Origin of the sequence: Aquibaculum sediminis (assembly GCF_040712085.1) — a bacterium.
Taxonomy (GTDB): Bacteria; Pseudomonadota; Alphaproteobacteria; order Kiloniellales; family DSM-21159; genus Aquibaculum; species Aquibaculum sediminis.
On record NZ_JBFCVK010000003.1, the window covers coordinates 361432 to 383405 of the forward strand.

A 21974-nucleotide genomic window follows, 5' to 3' on the forward strand; every position below is an offset into this window, starting at 1 on the left:
AAGAGTCTGAGCCCCGATCCTGCTTAAACCCTTAATCTTCGGAAACACGATATGAAACACGTTTTTTCGGCCGCTGCCGTGGCAGCCGTCATCACCGCCTCTCTGCCTGCCCTGGCGCAGGACCTGGAGTTCATGCTGTCCAACAAATCAGGCTATGCACTCTTTGCTTTCTATGCCTCTCCGACCACGGAGGCGAGCTGGGAAGAGGACATTCTTGGCGCGGGCATCCTGAACAGCGGTGAAAGCATGAGGATCACGATTGCCGACCGCCGGCGGGCCTGTGACTACGACCTCCGCATGGAATTCACCGACGGTGACGTTCTGGAGGACACAGTCGACCTCTGCGAGGTTGGCAGCTACACGATCGAGTAGGGCCTGAGCGAGGCTTCTCTGCGATGGGGACCGGATCGTTTCCCGGCACGCCATCTGGTTGCCACTGCGAGAAATCTCGCAACGTGGCAAGGGCCTCTGTCACGGGATCAGGCGATAGCCTCCGGCCTCGGTCAGCAGCAGGGTCGCAGCCGAGGGGTTTTCCTCCATCTTCTGTCGCAGCCGGTAGATGTGCGTCTCCAGCGTGTGGGTGGTGACCCCGGCGTTGTAGCCCCAGACCTCGCCCAGCAGTGTTTCACGGGAAACAGCACGCTCTCCGGCACGATGGAGATAGCGCAGGATCTGGCTTTCCTTCTCCGTCAGGCGCTGCTCGGCGCCGCTGTCGCGGTGGCGCAACAGCTTGTCCCCGGGCCGGAAGAGGAAGGGGCCGATGGTGAGCTCGGCGTTCTCGCTGTTGTCGTAGGCGCGCAACTGGGCACGCAGGCGGGCCAGCAGAAGGGTCAGCCGGAAGGGCTTCTCCACATAGTCGTTGGCGCCCGCCTCCAGGCCGGACCCGGCGCTTCCGGCGTCCTGTGCCAGCAGCAGAATCGGCGCCTTGAAGCCCTGCCGCCGCAGGTGGCGGCAGAGCTCGGCGCTGTCCGTGTCCGGCAGTGCGGTCGCCAGCAGCAGCGCATCGAAGGCGCGTGCCTCCAGGAGCGCCAATGCTTCGGCGCTGCTGGCGGCCTCGCTGACCTGAAGGGAGTCGTTTGTGCCCAACTGCTCCGCCAGGACGGCGCGCAGGGCGGCGTCCGGGTCCAGAAGCAGAAGCTGGCGCGACGGGCCGGAGGGCATGACGATGCGGGGAAGCCTGGCCGGGACTGTGCGGCTGTCTTACCGCAGGCGCCCCTCGCGCAGCAGGGGCAGCAGCGCCTGACGCAGGGGCTGCTCGTCCTGCAGCAAGGCGTCGATCACATCGAAGTGGTGGCGGCCCTCGACCTCCATCGCCTGGACGGGGTTGTCCGCGCCCCAGGGTTCGGCCAGCTCGCGCTGCTGCGCGTGAAACTCATCCGGCTCCGTCGACCCGACGGCCAGCAGGGTGGGCAGCGAATGCGGCGGGCGCTGGTGCTGCGGACTGAGATCGCGCGCCTCCTCCTCGGAGATCTGCAGCAGCGGCTGGTGGTAGCTCTGGCGGATCGGCTCCAGCTGGTAGACGCCGGAGATGGAGCAGCACCCGGCGATCAGGGTCTGCGGCAGGCCCTGTGCCGACCAGTTGGTCGCCGCCGCCATGGTTGCGAGGTGGCCGCCGGCGGAGTGACCCGACACCACCAGGCGGTTCGGGTCGAAGCCCAGCTCCGCGGCCTGGCCGTGCAGCCAGCCCAGGGCCCGGCGCACCTGGGCCACCATGGTCTCGACGCGGGCCTCGGGCGCCAGGCTGTAGTTGATGGAAGCGAAGGCGATCCCCTCGCGGGTGAAAGCCGGGGCGAAGTAGCTGTAGTGCGCCTTGTCGAGGCTCTGCCAATAGCCGCCATGGATGAAGGCAAAGAGCGGGGCGTCGGGTTTGTCCGCCGGGAAGAAGTCGAGCTTCTCGCCCGGGCTGTCGCCATAGGCCAGGTCGAAGCGATGGGGGACGCTGTCGCGAACCGCGCGGCTGTCGGTCTCCCAGCGCTGGAAGATCTCCGGATGCTCCGGCGTGCGGACCCGAAGGTTGAGCTGCTCATCCAGCGCCGCACGGTCGTAGCCGCGCCACACAGTGTTTCCCATCGCTTGATGTCTCCTTTGGCAAATCCGCTTGCGCGTTCCGGCGCCTCCCCCACTTGACGCAGAGGTGCAATTTCAGCATTGGCGCATGATCGCGGCCAGCGTGACACGCCGCGAGCGAAATCGTAAAGTCCGGACGTGATGAAGAAAGCTCTTGTCGACCCCGATCCCACCGCGCCATCGGCCATGGATGAGCGGGACCTGGCCATGGTGGAGCGGGCACTCGCGGAGCTGCGCAGCGGCCGGCCGCTACGCTTCGTCCCGCAGGCCGGGCAGCCGTGGCTCCTGGCGCCGCTGGAAGGCCTCGACCCTTCGATGCTCGCCCATGCGACCGGCGCCGGCGAAAGCCCGATGCTGTTGCTCACCGCCACCCGCGCGCGCCACCTGGGGCTGGACCCGCAGGACGCACGCGTCGTGGCGCTGTCGGCGCGCGAGCTGGGCGCGCATGACCTGGCCGCGCTGGCCGATCCGCTGCATCGTTCGCAGCGCGCCGTTGCGGAACTGCCGCCTTCGCTGCGACCGCCCGAAGGGGCCGAGGCGATGCTGGAGCTGCTGAAGGCCGCGCGGCTGTTGCCCGCGGCCCTGGTGATGCCGGACTCGCAGGACGGCGAGCGCCTGAGCGTGGAGGAAGCGGCGGTCCGGCGTTTCCGCGAGGAGGCCAGTGCCCGCCTGACCCAGGTGGCTGAGGCCGCCGTGCCGCTGCTCGACGCCGAGGGCACGCGCATCGTCGCCTTCCGTCCGGCCGATGGCGGGCGGGAGCACCTGGCGATCCTGGTGGGCCAGCCCGACTTCTCGGGACCGGTGCTCACGCGGCTGCACTCCGAATGCTTTACTGGCGACCTGCTGCGCTCGCTGCGCTGCGATTGCGGCGACCAGCTGCGCGGTGCCATCGACCTGATGGAGCGGGAGGGCGGTGGCATCCTGCTCTATCTCGCGCAGGAGGGCCGCGGCATCGGCCTGGTCAACAAGCTACGGGCCTATGCACTGCAGGATCGCGGCGCCGATACCCTGGATGCCAACGAGCAGCTCGGCTTCGATGCCGATGAGCGGGTCTACCGCCCGGCAGCCGAGATGCTGCGCCAGCTCGGTGTGGCACAGGTGCGGCTGCTGACCAACAACCCGCTCAAGGTCGAGGCCCTGGCCGCCAGCGGCGTGACGGTGGTGGAACGGGTGCCGCACAGCTTCCCGGCCAATGGCCATAACGAAGACTATCTGGACACCAAGGCCCGCCGTTTCGGGCATCTTCTGTAGGCACCGTTCCACCAGCATTGGGGAGCGCACGGCCGGCAAGGCGCGGATGCGGTCATGGCTGTCGCAGAAACGCAAGCCCGGCCGCTGCTGTCGGCGGAAAAGGAGGCAGGCCGGTGGACGGACCCGTGTCGGTCCCCCGCCAGTGACATTCTCCTTTTCACGGAGCGGACGGCGATGACCGATCAGAGTCTCGTTGCAACCTCCGGCGCGGAAGACCCCGCCGGAGCCACAGGTGCAAGCGCAAGCGAAGAAGGGCGCGGGGGCCGCAGAGGCCGCGGCGGGGCGGAAACCCGCCGGGCGGCACGGCGCGGCAGCGCGCGCGAGCAACTCGGGCAGATCCTGCGCAAGATTCCCTGCTTCGAGGTCATGAACGCCGAGGCCTTGGAGATCATCGAGCACAATGCGGATACGGTGCTGGAGGAGGTGGGGCTGGAGTTCCGCGATGACGCGGAGGCGCTGCAGCTCTGGAAGGACGCCGGCTGCGACGTTCAGGGGGAGCGGGTGCACTTCCCGCGCGGACTCTGCCGCAAACTGGTGAGCGAGAATGCGCCCCAGACCTTCACACAGCACGCCCGCAACCCGGCGCGCTCGGTGCAGATTGGCGGCGATGCCACGGTCTTCGCGCCGGTCTATGGCCCGCCTTTTGTCAGCGACCTCGACCAGGGCCGACGCTATGGCACCATCGAGGACTTCCAGAATTTCGTGAAGCTGGCCTACATGGCGCCGGCGATGCACCACTCGGGTGGCACGGTCTGCGAGCCGGTGGACGTGCCGGTGAACAAGCGCCACCTGGACATGCTCTATGCCCACATGCGCTACAGCGACAAGCCCTTCATGGGCTCGGTGACGGCGCCGGAGCGGGCCGAGGATGCGGTGGCCATGGCGAAGATCCTCTTCGGCGAGGACTTCGTGCGCGACAACACGGTGATGATCTCCCTGATCAACGCCAATTCCCCCATGGTCTGGGACGACACCATGGTGGGGGCGCTCAAGGTCTATGCCCGCAACAACCAGGCGGTGATCTGCACGCCCTTCATCCTGGCAGGCGCCATGGCGCCCTGCACGGTGGCCGGCACCATGACCCAGACCCTGGCGGAATCCCTGGCCGGCATGGCGCTGGCGCAGCTGGTTCGGCCGGGCGCGCCGGTGGTGCTGGGCTCCTTCGCCAGTTCCATGTCGATGCAGTCGGGTGCGCCCACCTTCGGCACGCCGGAGCCGGCGCTGGTGCTCTACGGCATGGGCCAGCTCGCCCGGCGGCTCGGCGTGCCCTTCCGCTCCGGCGGCGGGCTCTGCGGCTCCAAGGCGGTGGATGCCCAGGCCGCCTACGAGACGGCCAACACCCTGCTGCCCACCCTGCTGGGCGGGGTGAACTTCGTGCTGCACGGTGCCGGCTGGCTGGAGGGTGGACTGGTCTCCTCCTACGAGAAGTTCATGCTCGACATCGACCAGCTTTCGATGCTGCACGCCATGGCCAACGGCGTGGATATGAGCGAGAACGGCCAGGCGATGGACGCCATCCGCGAGGTCGGGCCGGGCAAGCACTTCCTGGGCTGCAGCCACACCCAGGCCAACTTCCAGACCGCCTTCTGGCGCTCCTCGCTCGCCGACAACAACTCCTATGAGCAGTGGGAAAGCGAAGGCGGCCAGACCGCCGCCCAACGGGCCAACAAGCAGTGGAAGGACTGGCTGGCAGCCTACGAGGCACCGGCGATCGATCCGGGTGTGGACGAGGCCCTGCAGGCCTTCATTGCCGAGAAAAAGGCCGCCGTGCCCGACGCCTTCACCTGAGAGATGAATCGGCGCCGCGGGCCAGATTGAAAGCACCCGCGGCGCCGCTTCTTTGCATATCCGCCCGTCCGTCCCCATGTTGATGCCCAGCCGTAACCACGCAGGGGGCCGGGAGCGCTGCAAAAGTTTCTGTGGATCGTTGTCGTCGTCTGGGCCGTCTGGGCCGGTCATCTCGCCTATCGGGATTACGCCGCCTGGCTCTACTATGCCGCCGGGCGCTACGACCGGATGATGAATCCCTACGGCGTCGATCCCGAGGCGCCGGAACCCACGCCCGAGGACCGGGCCTTCCACCGCACGCTCTTCATTGCCGACCTTCACGCCGACACCCTGAACTGGGCGCGCGATCCCCTGCATCGCTCGCTCTTCGGTCATGTGGACGTGCCGCGCCTGATGGACGGCAACGTGGCGCTGCAGGTCTTCACCATCGTCACCCGCAGTCCCGTCGTCCTGCCCTGGAACAACTGCGTGACCCCGCGCGCGCCCGACCGCGCCGCACTGCTGGCCCTGCTGCATGGGCGGCCGGTCTTTGACGTGCGCGACCGCGCCTATGCCCGGGTGGAACGCTTCAAGGAGGCGGCAGCCCGCTCCCTGGAGGAGGAGGGGCCGGAGCTGCGCCTGATTGAGACCGCCGCGGACCTGCGCCAGCTGGTGGAGGACCGGGCTGCCGGACAGGCCGTGGTGGGCGGCATCCTGGGTGTGGAGGGCGCCCACTGGATCGCCTCCGACGCCACGCCGGAGGATGTGCGCCGCGAGGTGCAGGATCTCTTCGAGGCCGGCGTGCGCCTCTTCGCGCCGGTGCATCGTTTCGACAACAGCCTGGGCGGCTCGAACGAGGGCTGCGAACGTGATGGCCTTACGGCCCAGGGGCGCATTGCCTTGAGCGAGGCCGAGAGCCTGGGCATGGGGGTGGACCTGGCGCATCTCTCGCACGCCGGCATCCGCGACGCCCTCGACCTGCTGCAGCAGCCCTTCACCATCTCCCACACAGGGATCCAGTCCGAGTGCGAGCCGCCCTGTCGGGTCGCCCGCAACCTCAGCGAGGAGGAACTGGAGGCCATCGTGAACGCCGAAGGGCTGCTCGGCGTCGGCTTCTGGCCCCAGGCGGTCGGCCCCAGTGTCTGGCGCATCATCGACATCATGGCCCATGTTGCGGAGATGGCGGAGGCGCTCGATCTCGAGCCCAGTCGCTACGCCGCCTATGGCTCCGACTACGACGGCTCGGTGACGCCGCTGGTGGAGGTGGGGCATCTGGACGTTCTCACGGCAATCATGCGCCACCGTTCCGAGCCCTTCAGCGCGGACTGGGCGCGCGATTTCGCCGGCCGCAACGCCTGCCGTTTCTTCGGCACCGTGCTGCCGGGCGGCAACAGCGAAGTGGCCGCGGAGATCTGCGACGGGGCTGTGAGCACCACGGCCCTGCGCGCCCTCGAGGCGCCGGCCGAGGCTGAGGAATAGGCTTTACGGATCCGCCTGCTGCTCGCGCACCGCACCAACGAGTTGCTCCGCCAAGGCATCGGCTGCGAGCGAGGTGGTGGCGGGATTGCGGTGCAGTTCGGCAATGGCCGGCTGCAGCGGCGGCAGTCCTTCCGCTTCGCCCAACACGCGGCAGCCCTCGGGGACCGAGCGGGCGGCCTTGACCGTGATGCCGAGGCCGGCCTGGATGGCGAGATTGATGCCTGTCGGGCTCTGGCTGGTGAAGGTGACGTGCCAGCGCCGTCCGCGCCGGCCCAGTTGGCTGACGGCCTCGGCACGATAGGGGCAGCCTTCGGCATGCACCGCCAGGGGGACCCGTGCCCGGGCTGAAAGCGCCAGGGTCTCGGCACCGACCCAGACCAGGGGTTCATTGGCCACGTGCTCGCCGCCGGAGGCCGGATCGTGTCGGATTGCCAGCACCAGGTCGAGCAGGCCGTCCAGCAAGCGCTCCACCAGCAGGTCGCTGCGGTCGCAGTAGATGGAGAGCTGGACGTCGGGGTGCGTGCGCGCGAAGGGGGCAAGCAGGTCGGCGAGGTAGGCTTGGGCCTGCTCGTCCGGCAGACCCAGGCGCAGCACCTCCATGTCTCCGCTGCGGCCGATGGCGTCGCGCGCCTCCTCCTGCAGGCGCAGCAGGCGTCGGGCATAGGGCAGCAGGGTGCCGCCGGCGTCGTTCAGTACCACCTGGCGGCTGGTGCGGTTGAACAGGGGCGCACCCAGTTGCGCCTCGAGGCGCTTGATCTGCAGGCTGACTGCCGACTGCGTGCGGTTCAGCACCCGGGCCGCGGCACTGAACCCGCCGGAATCGGCCACGGCGACGAAGGCGCGCAGAAGGTCCACGTCCATTGAAAGGCCCCATTTCTATGAGTGATGCTTATCAATGCTATTGATACTAATCGCTTCACTCATTGATCCCAAGGGCCTAGGCTCATCTCCAGAACAGTGGCCCCTGCGGGGGCCGTCCTTTGCTGGAACGATTTGGGAGGTTCAACCGCCATGCTCGCTGAAGACCGACAACTTGCGCCCGCCGAGGTGGACCTCGGTGGGCTGATCGACCTGGAGCGCTATCCGCTGGACCGCCTGGACAGTCCGGAAGGCCGGGCGCTCCTCGCAAGCTGCCGGGCCAGCCTTGCCGGCGACGGCTGCGCTGTTCTGCCGGGCTTCGTGCACCCCGAGGCGCTGCGCGCCATGGGCGAGGAAACCCGGCGCCTGGCTCCGGGCGCGCACATCAACGACACCCAGACCAATCCCTACAGCAGCGACGGTGATTCCGACCTGCCGGCCGATCACCCGCGCAACCTCTTCATGGACCGCTCCAACGGCTTCGTGGGCGGCGATCTGATCGGGCAGGAAACGGCAATCCGCCAGCTCTACCACCACCCGGCCTTTCAGCGCTTCGTGCAGCGCGCCATGGGCGTGGAGGAACTCCACGAGTACGCTGACCCGCTGGGTGGGCTCGTGATCAACGTGCTCAAGCCGGGCTGCCAGCACCCCTGGCACTACGACACCAATGAGTTCGTGGTCTCCATGATGACCCGGGAGCCGGAAGAGGGCGGGCTGTTCCAGTACGCCCCCAACATCCGCTCCACCGAGAGCGAGAACTACGAGGCCGTCGGCCGCGTGCTCCACGGCGACGAGGGGCCGGTGAAGACGCTGCAGCTCAAGCCCGGCGACCTGCAGATCTTCTTCGGGCGCTACTCTTTGCACCGGGTCAGCCGCGTCGGCGGCGAGAAGGACCGCCACACGGTGATCTTCGGCTTCGCCCGGGAGCCGGGCATGATCGCGCGCGCAGCGCGGACCAAGCGCATCTTCGGCCGGCTGCATCCGATCCACGAGGCGGAGACCGCCGACGGACCGGCGCGCAGCGACAGCCTGGCCGACTGACGCGACACAAGCGACGGCCGCCGGCGCCGGCATCCGAAGGGGATGCTGGCGCCGACGCTGTCGCGGTTTCGAGAAAGACAGATTTCAGCCCCCGCAGCCGTTCCGGCGCCTGGGGGCTCCTTGCCGTAGGAGAAAGACGAACGTGACCCATCCCCGACCCGACCGCCCCTCCGTCGTGCCCAGCGGGCCGGCTTTTGCCAGCGATGCCATTCCCAGCGCCCTGGACCCGGTGCGCCTGCGTGCGGAGCGCCTTGCGCGGCTGCGCGTGATGATGGCCGAGCAGGGCTATGCGGCGGTGGTGCTCTTCGATCCTTACAACCAACGCTACGCCACCGGCTCGCGCAACATGTTCGGCTACTTCCTGCGCAACTCCACGCGCTACATCTACGTGCCGCTCGAAGGTCCGGTGATCCTCTTCGAGTACCCCGGCAGCGCCCACATCTCCACCTGCCTGGAGACCATCGACGAGTCGCGCACTTCCAAGGTCGTCTGGTCCTCGGTCAACCAGCGCGACGGCGCGGTGGCACAGCCCTTCGCGCAGGAGATTGCCGATCTGCTCAAGCAGCAGGGCGGCGGCAAGGTCGGGCTCGACCGCTGCTCCCACATCCTGGCGCTGGCGCTCGAAGCCGAGGGCGTGACCGTGGAGGACTGCCAGCAGCACATCCTGCACGCCCGGCGCATCAAGACCGCCGATGAGGTCGCCTGTCTCGCGCTCTCCATGGCCTCCAGCGAAGCGGCTGTCGACGCCATGGCCCGGCGCATCCGGCCGGGGGTGAGCGAGACCGAGCTTTTCGCCACCATGTACGGCGAGGTGATCGCCGGCGGCGGCGAGTTCATCGAGACGCGCCTGTTGTCCTCGGGCCCGCGCACCAATCCCTGGTTCGCCGAAGCCAGCGACCGGCGCATCCGGCCGGGTGAGCTGGTGGCCATGGACACCGACACCATCGGCGTCAACGGCTACTACTCCGACTTCTCCCGCACCTTCTTCTGCGGCCCGGGCCGGCCGAGCGGCTACCAGAAGAGCCTCTATTCCATGGCCTGGGAGCAGGTGCACCACAACATGGCCCTGCTGGGTCCGGGCAAGTCCTACCGCGAGATCGCCGAAAGCGCCTGGAAGATTCCCGAGCGCTTCCTCGACCGGCGCTACCCCTCGATCATCCACGGCGTGGGCATGCACGGCGAGACGCCGCTGGTCGCCCATTCTCTCGACTTCGACAGCTTCTCCGGCGACGGCGTGCTGGAGCCGGGCATGGTGGTCTCGGTGGAAAGCTACATCGGCGAGGTGGACGGACCCGAGGGCGTGAAGCTCGAGGAGGAGGTGCTGATCACCGAGAGCGGCATCGAACTGCTTTCGCGCTACCCCTTCGACGAACAGCTGCTCGAAAAGGTGGTCTGAGCCGCAGTTCGGCAGCCGGCGCCCCGGGTCACGGCGCCGGCTGCAAGCGGCCCCGATCGAGGCGGTAGACTCGTTCCACACAGCCCTCCAGGTCCTGCGCGTGAGTTATCAGCACCAGCGTGCGCCCGCGCGCGGCCTGGGCCAGGGTGGTGAAAAAGGCCCGCTCGGCGCTGGCATCGAGCCCCTGGGTCGGCTCGTCCAGCAGCAGGATCGCCGAGGGCTTGAGCAGGGCCCGGGCCAGGGCCAGGCGTCGCCCCTGGCCGCCGGATAGATTGACGCCCGTTTCTCCGACCCAACTTTCCAAACCCTCCGGAAGCTGCGCCACGAAGTCCGCCAGACCCGCCTGATCCAGTGCCTCCCAAAGCCGGGCTTCCTCCGCCTTGGGGTCGCCCAGCAGCAAGTTCTCGCGCAGGCTGCCGGAGAAGATCGGCGTGTCCTGAGAGAGAAAGGCGATGCGCTGATGCAGCGCCGCCTGGCGCACATGGCTGATGTCCGTGCCGGCCAGCAGCACCCGCCCGGCCTGCGGGTCCCAAAGCCGCAGCAGCAGATGGGCCAGGGTGGATTTGCCGCTGCCGCTTTCGCCGAGGATCGCAACCCGCTCACCCTCGGTCACCGTCAAGGAGAGGTCGTGGAGCACCGGCGGTGCGTCCGGGCCGTAGGCGAAGCTGACCCGCTCGAAGGCGAGGTCACCGCCGGGCGGTAATTCCTGCGGAGACTCACAGTCGCGCACGGCCGGTTCCGTCTCGGCCAGGCTGCGCAGGCGCCGCGCGGCGAAGCGTGTCTGGCCCAGGGACTGGCAGGCGCGGGCAAGCGGTCCGGCGGCCTCGAAGACGCCCAGCAGCAACAGGGCCGCCATTGCCAGCAGCGGCGGACTCAGCCGTTCTTCGGCCACGGCCTGGGCCGCGATGAGCAGCAGTAGCACCAGGGCCAGGCCGGTGGTGAAAAGGATCAATGCCCCGCCCAGGCCGCCGAGGCTCGCTTGGCGCCTTTGCGCGGCGGAGAGGCGCGTGCTTGCCGACTCCAGGGCGCTGGCAGCCGCATCGCTTGCGCCATGGGCCAGTAGCTCCGGCGCGCCCTGCAGGCCATCGAGTGCCGCCCCGCGCAATTCAGCCGCCGCGCGCGCCTGGGCCTTGCCCGGACGGCGTGCCAGGCGCGCGATCAGCAGGGGCACGGCCACGCCGGCGATCCCCATGGCCGCGAGCAGCACCAGCGCCAGGCGCGGGTCGTAGAGCGCGAGAAAGCCCGCGGCGAGCAGGGTGAGCAGCAGCGCTGCCGCCGCCGGCGCGACGGCGCGCAGATAGAGGTTGTCCAGCGCCTCGATGTCGGAGGTGACCCGGGCCACGACCTCGCCGCTGCGCAGGCCGCCGAGGCGGGCAGGGGCCAGGGGGATGGCCTTGCGGAAGAACCAGACTCGGAGATCGGCCAGGACGCGCAGCGTGGCTTCGTGAGTGACCAGCCGCTCGCCATAGCGCGAGAGGATCCGACTGATGGCAAAGAAGCGCACGCCGGCCGAGGGGACGAAGAAGTTGAAGACGGCGCCCGCCCCGGCCAACCCGGCGAGGGCGGCTGCGGAAATGAACCAGCCCGAGAGCGTCAGCAGGGCGGTCCCGGCCAAGAGTGTCGAGAAGGTGAGCAGGGCGCCGGCAAGCATCCAGCCCAATCGCCGCCGGGCTGCCAGGCGCAGGAAGAACAGGAGATCTTTCATCGCTGCTCCTCCGCGACGATGCGGCCCTCGGCCAGATGCAGCACGCGTGAGGCCATGGCGATCACGGCCGGGCTGTGCGTGGCGATGACCATGGTGCGCCCGCGCGCATGAGCGGCCAGCCGCGCGAGCAGCGCTGCCTCGGTGGCGCGGTCGAGGTGTGCGGTCGGTTCATCGAGCAGCAATAGGGGAGCCTGGCGCAGGAAGACACGCGCCAGGGCGAGGCGCTGTGCCTGGCCACCGGAAAGGCCGAAGCCGCGCTCGCCCAGCGGTGTGTCCATCCCGTGGGGCAGCTCGGCGGCGAAGTCCAGCACGCCGGCCGCCCGGGCCGCGGCCTCCACCTGCGCGTCACTGGCATCGGGGTCGAAGAGCCGGAGGTTCTCGGCCAGCGAGCCATGAAAGAGGTGCGGCCGCTGGCTCATGTAGGCGAGACGGGCGCGGAGGCTCGCCGGGTCGAGCTCTGCGAGCGGGACGCCGTTCCAGAGCACGCTGCCTTGCTGCGGCTGGCGCAGGCCCAGGATCACCTCCAGCGCGGTGGTCTTGCCGGAGCCGCTGGGGCCGGCCAGGGCGAGGATCTCTCCGGGTGCGACGTTGAAGCTCACCGCGTCGAGGGCAATCCGCTCGCCTGCGCCGAGGCGCAGGGTGACGTCGTCGAGGCTCAGGCCGATGGCGTCCGGTTGCGGCAGCGGTCGGCCTGGTTGGGCTGCTGCCAGGGGAGCTTCCGGGTGTTTTGCCGGGGCTTGCGGCAGGTCGCTGTCGAGCAGCGTGCGCAGTTCCTCCGCCGCGGCCAGGGCCGAGGCACGGTCATGGTAGTGGGTGGCCAAGTTGCGCAGCGGCAGATAGACGTCCGGGGCCAACAGCAGGCAGAAGAGGCCGACCTCCAAGCTGAGCGGTGTCGAGCGGAGATTGAGCAGCCCGAGGTAGCTGAGGCCGAGATAAAGTGCCACGCCGGCGACAGCCAGGGCCGCGAAGAACTCGAGCACCGCTGAGGACAGGAAGGCGATGCGGAGCACGGCCAGGGTGCGGCTGCGCACGCCATCGGTGACTCGGCGCACCTCCTCCAGTTCGGCCTCCGCCCGGCCGTAGAGCTTGAGCGTGGCGAGGCCGCGCAGGCGTTCGACAAAGTGGCCGCCCATGCGGGTGAGCGCCTGGAGCTGCCGCCGGCTGGCGGCCGCGGCGCCCATGCCCACCAGCGCCATGAAGAGCGGGATCAGCGGCAGCGTGGCCAGCAGCAGCAGGGCGACGATGGGCTCGCGCGGCAGGATGGCCACCACCATCGCTGCCGGGAGGAAGACCGCCAGGGCCAGGGCCGGCATGTAGCGGGCAAAGTAGCCGTCGAAGGCCTCGATCTGTTCGATCAGCGCGCTGGCGAGCGCACCGCTGCGGTGTTCGCGCAGCCAGCCGGGGCCGCGCTGCAGCATGGCCTCGAAGACCGCACGACGCAGGCGCTGCTTGACGAGGGTGGCGGCGCGGGCGCCGGCGCGCTCGCCGGCCCAGTGCAGCAGGGCGCGCAAGCCGATCACCGGCAGGAGGGCGGCGAGCAGGGGCCAGAGCGCCTCGGGACCGCGCTGCATCACCACGACCAGATGGATCGCCGCTGCGAGCAAGAAGGCCTGGGCGATCAACAGCAGTCCGCCCAGAGCCCCGCAGGCCACGGCGGCGGCAAGGGCGCCGCGCGCCGGCCGTGCCCAGCCACGCAGCCAGGCACCGTTGCGCCGGCCGAGGTCCGGATCGCTGAGTTCCGTGGGGGAAAGCCGGCGGCCCTCGAGGCTTTCCGGCGGCGGCAGGTCGCTCATGTCATCCCGACTCAAGAGTGTGCCCGGCTGCCCGGCAGAGGATCAGCCCGGGCTGCGGCTTGCAAGGACTCCTTGCTGCGCGGTAGTGCGAGAGGGCTTTGTTCCGCCTATCGTTATGGTAGGCTACGCAGAGGTGGCAACGATCTGCGGCAAAGCGCCTCGCTGAAACTTGACGTATGTCAAGTAGACTGCCGCCGGGGAGCGTTACCTCTCTCGAGCTCGCGTCCCCGCGGGTGTGCGAAAGGACGAATCCGCCATGATCGACATGGATGTCGTGGCCCTGTCGCGTTTGCAGTTCGCGCTGACAGCCATGTACCACTTTCTCTTCGTGCCGCTGACGCTCGGCCTCTCGCTCATCATGGCGATCATGGAGAGCGTCTACGTCATGACCGGGCGCGAGGTATGGCGCCGCATGACCCTCTTCTGGGGCACGCTGTTCGGCATCAACTTCGCCATGGGGGTCGCCACCGGCATCGTCATGGAGTTCCAGTTCGGCATGAACTGGTCCTATTACAGCCACTATGTCGGGGACATCTTCGGCGCGCCGCTCGCCATCGAGGGCCTGATGGCCTTCTTCCTGGAAGCCACCTTCATCGGGCTCTTCTTCTTTGGCTGGGATCGCCTGTCCAAGCTGGGGCATCTGACGGTGACTTGGCTGGTGGCGCTGGGCGCGAACTTCTCCGCGCTGTGGATCCTGATTGCCAACGGCTGGATGCAGTATCCCGTCGGTGCGACCTTCAATCCCGACACCATGCGCATGGAGATCGAGGACTTCATAGCGGTCATCTTCAATCCGGTGGCCCAGGCGAAGTTCGTGCATACGGTCAGCGCCGGCTACGTCACCGGGGCGATCTTCGTCATGTCGGTCAGCGCCTACTTTCTGCTGCGCGGCCGTCACCAGGCCATGGCACGGCGGTCCATGGCCGTGGCCTCGAGCTTCGGGCTGGCCGCGGCGCTTTCCGTCGTCGTGCTGGGCGATGAGAGCGGCTACGTCACCACCGAGCATCAGAAGATGAAGATCGCGGCCATGGAGGGCATGTGGCACACGGAGGACGCGCCGGCGCCCTTCACCATTTTCGCCCTGCCGGACCAGGAGACGCAGAGCAATCGCTATGAGGTGCAGGTGCCCTTCGCCCTCGGCCTGATCGCCACCCGTTCCTTCACGCAGGAGCTTCCTGGCATCGTTGATCTGGTGGACCGGGCGGAGGACCAGGTGCGCAGTGGCCTGGTCGGTTATCAGGCCATGCTGGACCTGCGCGCGGATGCGGAGAACGAGGCGGCGCGCGAGCTGCTGGCCGAACACTGGGCCGATCTCGGCTATGCCCTGCTGCTCAAGCGCTACCGCGAGGACATCCTTGAGGCGAACGACGAGGAGATCGCCCAGGCGGCCCTGGACACCGTGCCGCACATCGCGCCGATCTTCTGGAGCTTCCGGCTCATGGTGGCGCTGGGCTTCTACTTCATCGCCTTCTTCGCCGTGGCCTTCTGGTTCTCGAGTCGCGGGGCCTTTGAGCGCAATCGCTGGTTCCTGCACATCGCGCTCTGGAGCCTGCCCTTGCCCTGGCTCGCCGTCGAACTTGGCTGGTTCGTCGCCGAGTACGGTCGCCAGCCCTGGATCATCGAAGGCGTCTTGCCGACCTTCTATGCTGTCTCCGATCTCTCGGTCTGGGATCTGGTGGCGACCATCACCGGCTTCGTGACCTTCTACACCTTGCTGGCCATCGTCGATGTCTGGCTGTTGCTGCGCTACATCCGCAAGGGCCCCTCGGAGCCCGAGCCGCAGCAGGGCAGCCCCGCTACAGGCAGCGGCCCGCAAGGACCCGGCCTGCGCCACGCCACCGCCGCCTATAAGGAGTGAGCGCCATGGAACTGATCCCGCTCGACTATCCCACGCTGCGGCTGATTTGGTGGCTGCTGCTGGGCGTGCTGCTGATCGGCTTTGCGGTCATGGACGGCTTCGATCTGGGCACGGGGACGCTCCTGCCTTTCGTCGCCCGCACCGATGACGAACGGCGCATCGTGGTGAATACGGTGGGGCCGGTCTGGGAAGGCAACCAGGTCTGGCTGATCCTGGGCGGTGGCGCGATTTTCGCGGCCTGGCCACCGCTCTATGCCGTCTCTTTCTCCGGCTTCTACCTGGCCATGTTCCTCCTGCTGGCCGCGCTTATCCTGCGGCCGGTGGGTTTCAAGTTCCGCTCCAAGGTCGGGGATTCGCGCTGGCGGACCTTCTGGGACTGGGGGCTCTTCGTGGGCGGTGCAGTGCCGGCGCTCATCACCGGCGTTGCGGTGGGCAACGTCCTGCTGGGCGTGCCTTTCTATTTCTCGGATGACCTCCGGCCCTTCTACGACGGCGGGCTGCTCGGCCTGCTCAACCCCTTCGCGCTGCTCTGCGGGCTCGTCAGCCTCTCCATGATGACCCTGCACGGCGCCACCTGGCTCTCCTTCAAGACCGAGGCGCCGGTGGCAGAGCGCGCCCGGCGCTACGGCGGCTTTGCGGCGCTGGCCACTCTGGCGCTCTTCGCTCTGGCCGGCCTTGCGGTGGCCTACTGGGTCGAGGGCTACGTGGTGGTCTCGCAAGTGGTGCAGGACGGACCGTCCAATCCCCTGCGCAAGGAGGTGGCGACGGTGGTGGGCGGCTGGCTCTCCAACTACGACGCCTATCCCTGGATGCTGACGGGGCCGATCCTCGGCTTCGGCGGCGTTGCGCTGGCCGGCCTGCTGTTGCTGGCGCGCCGGCCGCTGCTGGCTTTCTTCGCCTCCGCGCTGGGCATCTTCGGCATTATTTCCACTGCGGGCTTGTCGCTCTTTCCCTTCCTGCTGCCCTCTTCGCAGGACCCGCGTTCGAGCCTGACCGTGTGGGATGCCTCGTCCAGTCCCATGACGCTGTGGGTCATGCTGATCGCCACGCTGATCTTCATGCCGATCATCCTGGCCTACACCGCCTGGGTTTACCGCGTGATCGCCGGCAAGGTGACGACGCGCGACCTGGATTCCAACGTCAACGCCTATTGAAGGAGGCGCTTGCGGCATGTGGTACTTTTCCTGGATCCTCGGTCTCGGACTCGCCTGTTCCTTTGCCATTCTCAACGCCATGTGGCTGGAACTGCGCGAAGACAAGCAGAAAGACATTTAAGTAAATTGGTGCTGCATCCGCGCTGCAGCCCGGTCTTGATGCAGCGCAGAGCCGCTTGTCGGCAAAAAATGCATCTGCTCGTGCGGTTTTTCTTCCACGAATCCGCCATCATCGCCTAACGTCCTGGGGGCAATATGCGCCCAGGACCGGATCGCGTGGGATCGGAGCCGCAAGGTTTCGGTTTTCACACCTGAATTCGGTTCGGAATGGAAGGGTCGAGCAGCGTCACGACCTTGAAAGCGGACCGCGCCGCGTCTGCGTTTTCGGGATGATCTGCTCTCATGACAGGGAGGTCCGCGCCGTGGCGCGGACGGCGATGATGGATTGGGACAAGCTGCGCATATTTCACGCGGTGGCCGAAGCCGGCAGCTTTACCCACGCGGGCGAGGTGCTGAATCTCAGCCAGTCTGCGGTCAGCCGACAGATCAGCGCGCTGGAGGACAGCCTGCGTGTGCCGCTGTTCCATCGCCATGCCCGCGGCCTGATCCTCACCGAGCAGGGCGAGACGCTGTATCGAACGGCTCACGAGGTCTTCGCCAAGCTGTCGATGGCCGAGGCGCTGCTCACCGAGAGTCGGGAGCGGCCGCGCGGCCCCTTGAAGGTCACCACCACCGTGGCCTTCGGCTCGACCTGGCTGGCGCCACGGGTGCGCGGCTTCATGGACCTCTATCCCGAAATCGAGATGCATCTGCTGCTCGATGACCGGGAACTGGACCTTTCTATGCGCGAGGCGGACGTGGCGATCCGGCTTTCGCCGCCGCGCCAGGCCGACCTGATCCAGCGCCATCTCCTGACCGTGCACATGCAGGCCTACGCGGCGCCCTCTTATCTGAAAAAGCACGGCCTGCCGAACAAGCCGGCCGATCTCGATAAGCACCGCCTCATCGTCTATGGCCAGGATATGCGCGCGCCCGTGCCGGACGTGAACTGGCTGCTGCGCGTCGGCACCAGCGACAACCGCCTGCGCAAGCCGGCGCTCACGGTGAACAACGTCTATGCGATCATGCAGGCTGTGGCGGCGGGCGCCGGCATTGGTGGACTGCCCGAGTTCATGATTCAGGAGGGCAGTGATCTGGTTCAGATCCTTCCGGAGCTGGAAGGTCCGCGCCTGGATGCCTATTTTGTTTATCCAGAGGAATTGCGGGGAACCCACCGCGTAGAGGTGTTCCGCGACTTCCTTTTGCGGCAGGTTGCGCAGTCGAAGTTCTGATTATGCTGCATCGCGCAAAGGTGGGCGCGGCGGAACCTGGGTGGCCTGGCGGGCGTTGAAGGCGTGAGAGCGCTGCCGGATGCGGGATTTCCGTCAGCCATGCGAGCATCGCATGACCCGAATGTTTGTTTGTGCATAGACAATGAGGGCCCGAAACACCAAATTCCTACTCAGCGATGTTGCGTTGCAACATCCCCCGGGTTTCCGGCTCCTCCCGCCGGAAACCCCGCCCGGATCTCGATCCGGGCACAGGGCCCTCCGGCGCGTCCCTCGCGCTGCTGGGTCCTACGTCTCCCAGACGTGAAGCCTCCCTGTTCAACTTGCCGGGCCCTTGTGGCCCGGCATTTTTTTTGGTGCGATCGGAGTCACGTCCAAACTCCGAAGCCTCATGATTCAGATTCAATGCGGTCTTCGAGCCAGCCCTCAGGAATCTCATCCCCTTCCCGCGGCGGCAAGGTGCCGGCCGTAGCCAGAATCCGCTTGAGCTCCTCGGGATCGGCCTTGGCCGCTCGTTCCTCGAAGTAGCGCATGGTCTTCAGCTCGGCCAATCGCCTTGCGACGGCCACGGTGATGAACTGGTTGATCGAAGTGCCCTCCATTTCGGATGCCTTCTTCACCTCCTTCATAATCGAGGCCGGAAGGCGGAGAGCGTATCCAGTGACGGTCGCCATTCTATCCTCCTCAAGAGTTCGCCAGGCCGACATACCTCGACCCCAATGTGTTTCACCCCTGGGTCCGATGGCTGATAGTCGCTTACACCTGAATGCGCTCTCCTGAAAAGCATCCCCTATTTCCGCGCCCCTTCGAAGCCCTGCAGGAAGGATTCCAGGTTCTCCCCGAGTTCCGGCGTGAGATAGCCGCCCTCCTGCACCAGCAGGGTGGGGAAACCCTCGCGCGCGATCGCGCCGGCAATTTGGGCGAAGCCTTCGGTGGTGACCGCGAGGCCGGCCAGGGGATCGCCGGCGAAGGCATCCAGGCCGAGTGCGACCACCAGCACGCCGGGGGCATAGGCCCGGATGGCGCCGAAAGCCCGTATCAGGGCCTCAAGGAAGGGTTCGTCGCCGCTACCGAGGGGCAGGGGCAGGTTGAGGTTGAAACCTTCCCCCTCGCCCTTGCCACGTTCCTGGGCGTGACCCCAGAAGAAGGGATAGAAGTGGGCCGGGTCGGCGTGGATCGAGACGGTCAGCACATCGCGACGGCGATAGAAGACCCCTTGCGTGCCGTTGCCGTGGTGCAGGTCGACGTCCAGGATGGCCACGCGCTCGTGGGCCTGGCGCAGGTGCTGGGCGGCGATGGCGGCATTGTTGAGGAAGCAGAAGCCGCCGGCCATGTCGGCGTAGGCGTGGTGCCCCGGCGGGCGGCAGAGCGCATAGGCCTCGTCGGCCCCGTCGAGCAGCAGGCTGGCGCCGTGCACGGCCGTGTCGGCGGCGCGGCAGGCGGCCTCCCAGGTGTGGGTGCCGATGGGGCAGGCGGTGTCCGCCATGTGCCAGCCGGCGCGGCCCACGATGTGCTGCGGATAGCTGGCCGGGCGCCGGCCGGGATGCACGTTCGCGATGATCTCCCCGCCGCTGTCGCCCAGCGCCTGCCACTCCTCCCAGGCCGTTTCGAGAAACTGCAGGTACTCCGGCGTGTGGATGGCCGCGCGGGGGCCCGGGCCGAAGGCCTCGGCGGTGAGGACCTCGTGACCCTGGCGCTCCACAGCGGCCAGCAGGGCTTGTGCGCGCTCAGGCTTCTCGGCGCTGGGCTTGGCCATGCCGCGCACCAGGAAGAACTGCGGATCGTGCCGGCCGTGTTCGGGGGCGTGAATGACCTTCATGCTTCTCCTTCGCCGGGCCTTGCCGGCTCTTGCAGGCGTTGCTGGAACAGCGCGCGCACCTCTTTCCAGGCGACGGTGATGTGGTGATCGAGTTCGCGTTGCAGGCGTGGGCCATCGCCAGCCTCCAGCGCCTCGAGCAGGGGGCAGTGAACCTGGGCCAGGCGGCATGGATCGTCGAAGATCTGGCCCACCAAGGCGATCACGAGATGCAGTTCGCCAGTGAGTTCCGAGAAGACGCGCTGCAGGCGGCGGTTGCCCGAGAGCTCGCAGAGCAGGAGGTGGAAGCGCAGGTCTTCCTCGACCACGGCGGCTTGATCGCCGCGCTCGGCGGTCTCGAGCAGGCGTTCGAGCTGGCGGCGCAAGGGGACGAGATCGGCGGCAGCGCCGCGGGCCAGCAGGGCGCTGCCGGCAAAACTCTCCAGACAGAGGCGCAGGCTGTAGAGGTCGTCCACCTCCTCCAGCGTCGGCAGGCGCACGGCAAAGCCGCGGTGGGGGCGGGAGGTGAGCAGTCCGCGCTGCTCCAGCAGGCGGGCGGCCTCGCGTACCGGGGCGCGGCTGATGCCCATCTGCCGGGCAATCTCCGCTTCGCCCAGGCGCTGGCCGGGTGCGAAACGGCCGGTAACGATGGCGCGGGTGAGTTGCTCGGCAACCCGGTCCACCAGTCCGTGCCGCTCGATGGTCTGGAAAGCCATCCTGGGCTGTTTCCCTGCGTGCTGGCTCCACAACCTGACGTTACCCAGGGTAGCGAGCGAAGGCGTCGACTGTCGACACATTTCTGCTTGGTGCTGCGTCGCAGTCTGTGGCAGGGTCTTATGTGCAGCAGGGGGTCGAATTAAACAGATCCCCGCGCAACAGGGCGGCTTCAAACACAAAAGGGAGACTCGAAGCATGACCAAAGGGCAAAGGGCGATCGCCCTGGCATTGGCGGCCGCAGTGACGGCAGCGGCTGGCTCGGCCTTGGCTGAGGAGCCGAAGCGGGGCGGCACGGCGAACGTCGTGATCCAGCCGGAACCGCCCGGCCTGATCATGGGCCTCTGGCAGAATGCTCCGACGCAGATGGTGGCCGGCAACATCTATGAAAGCCTGCTGAAGTACGACCAGGAGCTGAACCCCCTGCCCAGTCTGGCGACGGAGTGGGAGGTCAACGACGACGGCACGGTCTACACCTTCCATCTCAAGGACAACGTCCTCTGGCACGACGGCGAGCCCATGACCGCCGACGACGTGGTCTTCTCCGTCACCGACTTCCTGGCCGAAACCCATCCGCGCCTGCGTGTCTCCCTGGAGCATGTGGAGAATGTCGAGGCGCTGGACGACCACACGGTGCAGTTCACGCTGAAGCAGCCCTTCGGCCCCTTCATGGGCATCTTCGAGGTCGGCTCCATGCCGATCACGCCCAAGCACATCTACGAGGGCACCAACTTCCAGGACAACCCGGCCAACAACCATCCCATCGGCACCGGGCCCTTCAAGTTCGCGGAGTGGGAGCGGGGCTCGCACATTCATCTGGTGCGCAACGAGGACTATCACGTCGAGGGCCTGCCCTACCTGGACGAGGTCTACTGGCACGTGATCCCGGACGGAGCGTCGCGGGCCGTGGCCTATGAGAATGGCGACGTTGATGTGCTGCCCGGCGGTTCGGTGGAGAACTTCGACGTGCAGCGCCTGGCCGATCTGCCGAACACCTGCATCACCGGCGGGGGCTGGGAATACTTCTCCCCCATGGCCTGGATGTGGCTGAACAACCGCGAAGGACCGCTGTCCGACAAGCGTGTGCGCCAGGCCGTGCTCTACTCCATCGATCGCGAGTTCGCCCGCGACGCCATCTGGAACGGCCTGGGCGAGGTGCCCACCGGGCCGGTGAGTTCCAAGGTGCGCTTCTACGAGCCCGACGTGCCGCGCTACGACTACGATCCCGACAAGGCGCGCGAACTTCTCGAAGAGGCGGGCTACGACGGCGAAGAGATCCGCATGCTGCCGCTGCCCTATGGCGAGACCTGGCAGCGCTGGGCCGAGGCGGTGCGTCAGAACATGCAGGAGGCCGGCTTCAACGTCTCCATGGAGGCGACCGATGTCGGCGGCTGGAACCAGCGCTTGGGCGACTGGGACTACGACATGGCCTTCACCTACCTCTACCAGTACGGCGATCCGGCCCTGGGCGTGACCCGGAACTACATCTCCTCGAACATCGCCAAGGGCTCCCAGTGGAACAATGTCGAGGGCTATGTAAACGAGCGGGTCGACGAACTGGCGGACGAGGGGGCGGTGGCTTTCCCTGACGAGAAGCGCCAGGAGATCTACAGCGAGATGCAGAAGATCATCGTCGAGGACGCGCCGATCGCCTGGCTCTTGGAGATCGAGTTCCCCACGATCTATCGCTGCGACATGAAGGACCTGATCCAGACCGCCATCGGCGTCAACGACGGCTTCGGCGACGCCTGGCTGGACCGCTGATCAC

Annotated in this window: 19 protein-coding genes; 11 read left to right on the forward strand and 8 right to left on the reverse strand. The window is 67.5% G+C overall.

The window, feature by feature from the left end; translation table 11 throughout:
• Positions 1–51: 51 nt before the first annotated feature.
• Positions 52–372, forward strand: a complete 321-nt coding sequence (locus ABZ720_RS06825) for a hypothetical protein (protein WP_366554759.1) — start codon at positions 52–54, stop codon at positions 370–372.
• A gap of 99 nt (positions 373–471) precedes the next feature.
• Here ABZ720_RS06825 and ABZ720_RS06830 read toward each other — a convergent pair whose 3' ends face one another.
• Positions 472–1161: a response regulator transcription factor gene (locus ABZ720_RS06830; RefSeq protein WP_366554760.1), complete on the reverse strand. Its 690-nt coding sequence runs from the start codon at positions 1159–1161 to the stop codon at positions 472–474.
• A 39-nt stretch (positions 1162–1200) separates the two neighbouring features.
• On the reverse strand, positions 1201–2070 hold the full coding sequence (locus tag ABZ720_RS06835) for an alpha/beta hydrolase (RefSeq protein WP_366554761.1): 870 nt from the start codon (positions 2068–2070) through the stop codon (positions 1201–1203).
• Positions 2071–2208: 138 nt separating this feature from the next.
• On the opposite strand from ABZ720_RS06835, the gene ribA reads away from it, so the two are divergent.
• From ribA to ABZ720_RS06850, 3 genes are all read left to right on the forward strand, one after another.
• Positions 2209–3318 carry a GTP cyclohydrolase II gene (gene ribA, locus ABZ720_RS06840; RefSeq protein ID WP_366554762.1) on the forward strand — a complete coding sequence of 370 codons (1110 nt, stop codon included), beginning with the start codon at positions 2209–2211 and terminating at the stop codon, positions 3316–3318.
• A 174-nt stretch (positions 3319–3492) separates the two neighbouring features.
• Positions 3493–5106 carry a trimethylamine methyltransferase family protein gene (locus tag ABZ720_RS06845; RefSeq protein WP_366554763.1) on the forward strand — a complete coding sequence of 538 codons (1614 nt, stop codon included), beginning with the start codon at positions 3493–3495 and terminating at the stop codon, positions 5104–5106.
• Between the two features lie 228 nt (positions 5107–5334).
• Positions 5335–6564: a dipeptidase gene (locus ABZ720_RS06850; protein WP_366554764.1), complete on the forward strand. Its 1230-nt coding sequence runs from the start codon at positions 5335–5337 to the stop codon at positions 6562–6564.
• Between the two features lie 3 nt (positions 6565–6567).
• Here the strand turns inward: ABZ720_RS06850 and ABZ720_RS06855 are convergent, their stop codons facing one another.
• On the reverse strand, positions 6568–7425 hold the full coding sequence (locus ABZ720_RS06855) for a LysR family transcriptional regulator (protein ID WP_366554765.1): 858 nt from the start codon (positions 7423–7425) through the stop codon (positions 6568–6570).
• A gap of 150 nt (positions 7426–7575) precedes the next feature.
• Between ABZ720_RS06855 and ABZ720_RS06860 the strand changes: the two genes are divergently transcribed.
• Both ABZ720_RS06860 and ABZ720_RS06865 read left to right on the forward strand, forming a co-directional pair.
• A complete protein-coding gene (locus ABZ720_RS06860) occupies positions 7576–8463 on the forward strand; it encodes a HalD/BesD family halogenase (RefSeq protein ID WP_366554766.1) in 888 nt (295 codons plus the stop codon).
• A gap of 142 nt (positions 8464–8605) precedes the next feature.
• Positions 8606–9859 (forward strand): M24 family metallopeptidase, encoded by a 1254-nt coding sequence (locus ABZ720_RS06865; RefSeq protein ID WP_366554767.1) that lies wholly within the window; start codon positions 8606–8608, stop codon positions 9857–9859.
• 28 nt (positions 9860–9887) lie between these two features.
• On the opposite strand, the gene cydC is transcribed toward ABZ720_RS06865, so the two are convergent.
• Together cydC and cydD are read right to left on the reverse strand one after the other, a co-directional pair.
• Positions 9888–11564 (reverse strand): thiol reductant ABC exporter subunit CydC, encoded by a 1677-nt coding sequence (cydC, locus tag ABZ720_RS06870; protein WP_366554768.1) that lies wholly within the window; start codon positions 11562–11564, stop codon positions 9888–9890.
• Positions 11561–13357: a thiol reductant ABC exporter subunit CydD gene (cydD, locus tag ABZ720_RS06875; RefSeq protein WP_366554769.1), complete on the reverse strand. Its 1797-nt coding sequence runs from the start codon at positions 13355–13357 to the stop codon at positions 11561–11563. The genes cydC and cydD overlap by 4 nt, the downstream gene beginning before the upstream one ends.
• Positions 13358–13613: 256 nt before the next feature.
• Between cydD and ABZ720_RS06880 the strand changes: the two genes are divergently transcribed.
• From ABZ720_RS06880 to ABZ720_RS06895, 4 genes are all read left to right on the forward strand, one after another.
• Positions 13614–15215, forward strand: coding sequence for a cytochrome ubiquinol oxidase subunit I (locus tag ABZ720_RS06880; RefSeq protein WP_366554770.1), 1602 nt, complete (start codon positions 13614–13616; stop codon positions 15213–15215).
• A 5-nt stretch (positions 15216–15220) separates the two neighbouring features.
• Positions 15221–16369, forward strand: coding sequence for a cytochrome d ubiquinol oxidase subunit II (cydB, locus tag ABZ720_RS06885; protein WP_366554771.1), 1149 nt, complete (start codon positions 15221–15223; stop codon positions 16367–16369).
• Positions 16370–16385: 16 nt separating this feature from the next.
• Positions 16386–16490: a cytochrome bd-I oxidase subunit CydX gene (gene cydX, locus ABZ720_RS06890; RefSeq protein ID WP_275821327.1), complete on the forward strand. Its 105-nt coding sequence runs from the start codon at positions 16386–16388 to the stop codon at positions 16488–16490.
• Between the two features lie 319 nt (positions 16491–16809).
• On the forward strand, positions 16810–17700 hold the full coding sequence (locus ABZ720_RS06895; RefSeq protein ID WP_366554834.1) for a LysR family transcriptional regulator: 891 nt from the start codon (positions 16810–16812) through the stop codon (positions 17698–17700).
• 386 nt (positions 17701–18086) lie between these two features.
• Here ABZ720_RS06895 and ABZ720_RS06900 read toward each other — a convergent pair whose 3' ends face one another.
• The 3 genes from ABZ720_RS06900 to ABZ720_RS06910 form a co-directional block, all read right to left on the reverse strand.
• On the reverse strand, positions 18087–18371 hold the full coding sequence (locus ABZ720_RS06900) for a hypothetical protein (RefSeq protein ID WP_366554772.1): 285 nt from the start codon (positions 18369–18371) through the stop codon (positions 18087–18089).
• A gap of 116 nt (positions 18372–18487) precedes the next feature.
• The gene (locus tag ABZ720_RS06905) at positions 18488–19516 is read right to left on the reverse strand and encodes a histone deacetylase family protein (RefSeq protein ID WP_366554773.1); all 1029 of its coding nucleotides are present in this window, start codon (positions 19514–19516) and stop codon (positions 18488–18490) included.
• A complete protein-coding gene (locus ABZ720_RS06910; RefSeq protein ID WP_366554774.1) occupies positions 19513–20208 on the reverse strand; it encodes a GntR family transcriptional regulator in 696 nt (231 codons plus the stop codon). Before ABZ720_RS06910 ends, ABZ720_RS06905 begins: the two co-directional genes overlap by 4 nt.
• Positions 20209–20404: 196 nt before the next feature.
• Between ABZ720_RS06910 and ABZ720_RS06915 the strand changes: the two genes are divergently transcribed.
• Positions 20405–21970 carry an ABC transporter substrate-binding protein gene (locus ABZ720_RS06915; protein ID WP_366554775.1) on the forward strand — a complete coding sequence of 522 codons (1566 nt, stop codon included), beginning with the start codon at positions 20405–20407 and terminating at the stop codon, positions 21968–21970.
• Positions 21971–21974: the final 4 nt, after the last annotated feature.

Excerpts from the sequence above, each read along its gene's own strand:
- ABZ720_RS06855 (WP_366554765.1), bottom strand. The coding sequence starts at position 7,425 with ATGGACGTGGACCTTCTGCGCGCCTTCGTCGCCGTGGCCGATTCCGGC.
- ABZ720_RS06910 (WP_366554774.1), bottom strand. The coding sequence starts at position 20,208 with ATGGCTTTCCAGACCATCGAGCGGCACGGACTGGTGGACCGGGTTGCC.
- ABZ720_RS06830 (WP_366554760.1), bottom strand. The coding sequence starts at position 1,161 with ATGCCCTCCGGCCCGTCGCGCCAGCTTCTGCTTCTGGACCCGGACGCC.
- ribA (WP_366554762.1), top strand. The coding sequence starts at position 2,209 with ATGAAGAAAGCTCTTGTCGACCCCGATCCCACCGCGCCATCGGCCATG.
- cydB (WP_366554771.1), top strand. The coding sequence starts at position 15,221 with ATGGAACTGATCCCGCTCGACTATCCCACGCTGCGGCTGATTTGGTGG.
- cydD (WP_366554769.1), bottom strand. The coding sequence starts at position 13,357 with ATGAGCGACCTGCCGCCGCCGGAAAGCCTCGAGGGCCGCCGGCTTTCC.
- ABZ720_RS06900 (WP_366554772.1), bottom strand. The coding sequence starts at position 18,371 with ATGGCGACCGTCACTGGATACGCTCTCCGCCTTCCGGCCTCGATTATG.
- ABZ720_RS06825 (WP_366554759.1), top strand. The coding sequence starts at position 52 with ATGAAACACGTTTTTTCGGCCGCTGCCGTGGCAGCCGTCATCACCGCC.
- ABZ720_RS06915 (WP_366554775.1), top strand. The coding sequence starts at position 20,405 with ATGACCAAAGGGCAAAGGGCGATCGCCCTGGCATTGGCGGCCGCAGTG.
- ABZ720_RS06845 (WP_366554763.1), top strand. The coding sequence starts at position 3,493 with ATGACCGATCAGAGTCTCGTTGCAACCTCCGGCGCGGAAGACCCCGCC.
- cydC (WP_366554768.1), bottom strand. The coding sequence starts at position 11,564 with ATGAAAGATCTCCTGTTCTTCCTGCGCCTGGCAGCCCGGCGGCGATTG.
- ABZ720_RS06850 (WP_366554764.1), top strand. The coding sequence starts at position 5,335 with ATGATGAATCCCTACGGCGTCGATCCCGAGGCGCCGGAACCCACGCCC.
- ABZ720_RS06835 (WP_366554761.1), bottom strand. The coding sequence starts at position 2,070 with ATGGGAAACACTGTGTGGCGCGGCTACGACCGTGCGGCGCTGGATGAG.
- ABZ720_RS06905 (WP_366554773.1), bottom strand. The coding sequence starts at position 19,516 with ATGAAGGTCATTCACGCCCCCGAACACGGCCGGCACGATCCGCAGTTC.
- cydX (WP_275821327.1), top strand. The coding sequence starts at position 16,386 with ATGTGGTACTTTTCCTGGATCCTCGGTCTCGGACTCGCCTGTTCCTTT.
- ABZ720_RS06880 (WP_366554770.1), top strand. The coding sequence starts at position 13,614 with ATGATCGACATGGATGTCGTGGCCCTGTCGCGTTTGCAGTTCGCGCTG.
- ABZ720_RS06860 (WP_366554766.1), top strand. The coding sequence starts at position 7,576 with ATGCTCGCTGAAGACCGACAACTTGCGCCCGCCGAGGTGGACCTCGGT.
- ABZ720_RS06895 (WP_366554834.1), top strand. The coding sequence starts at position 16,810 with ATGGATTGGGACAAGCTGCGCATATTTCACGCGGTGGCCGAAGCCGGC.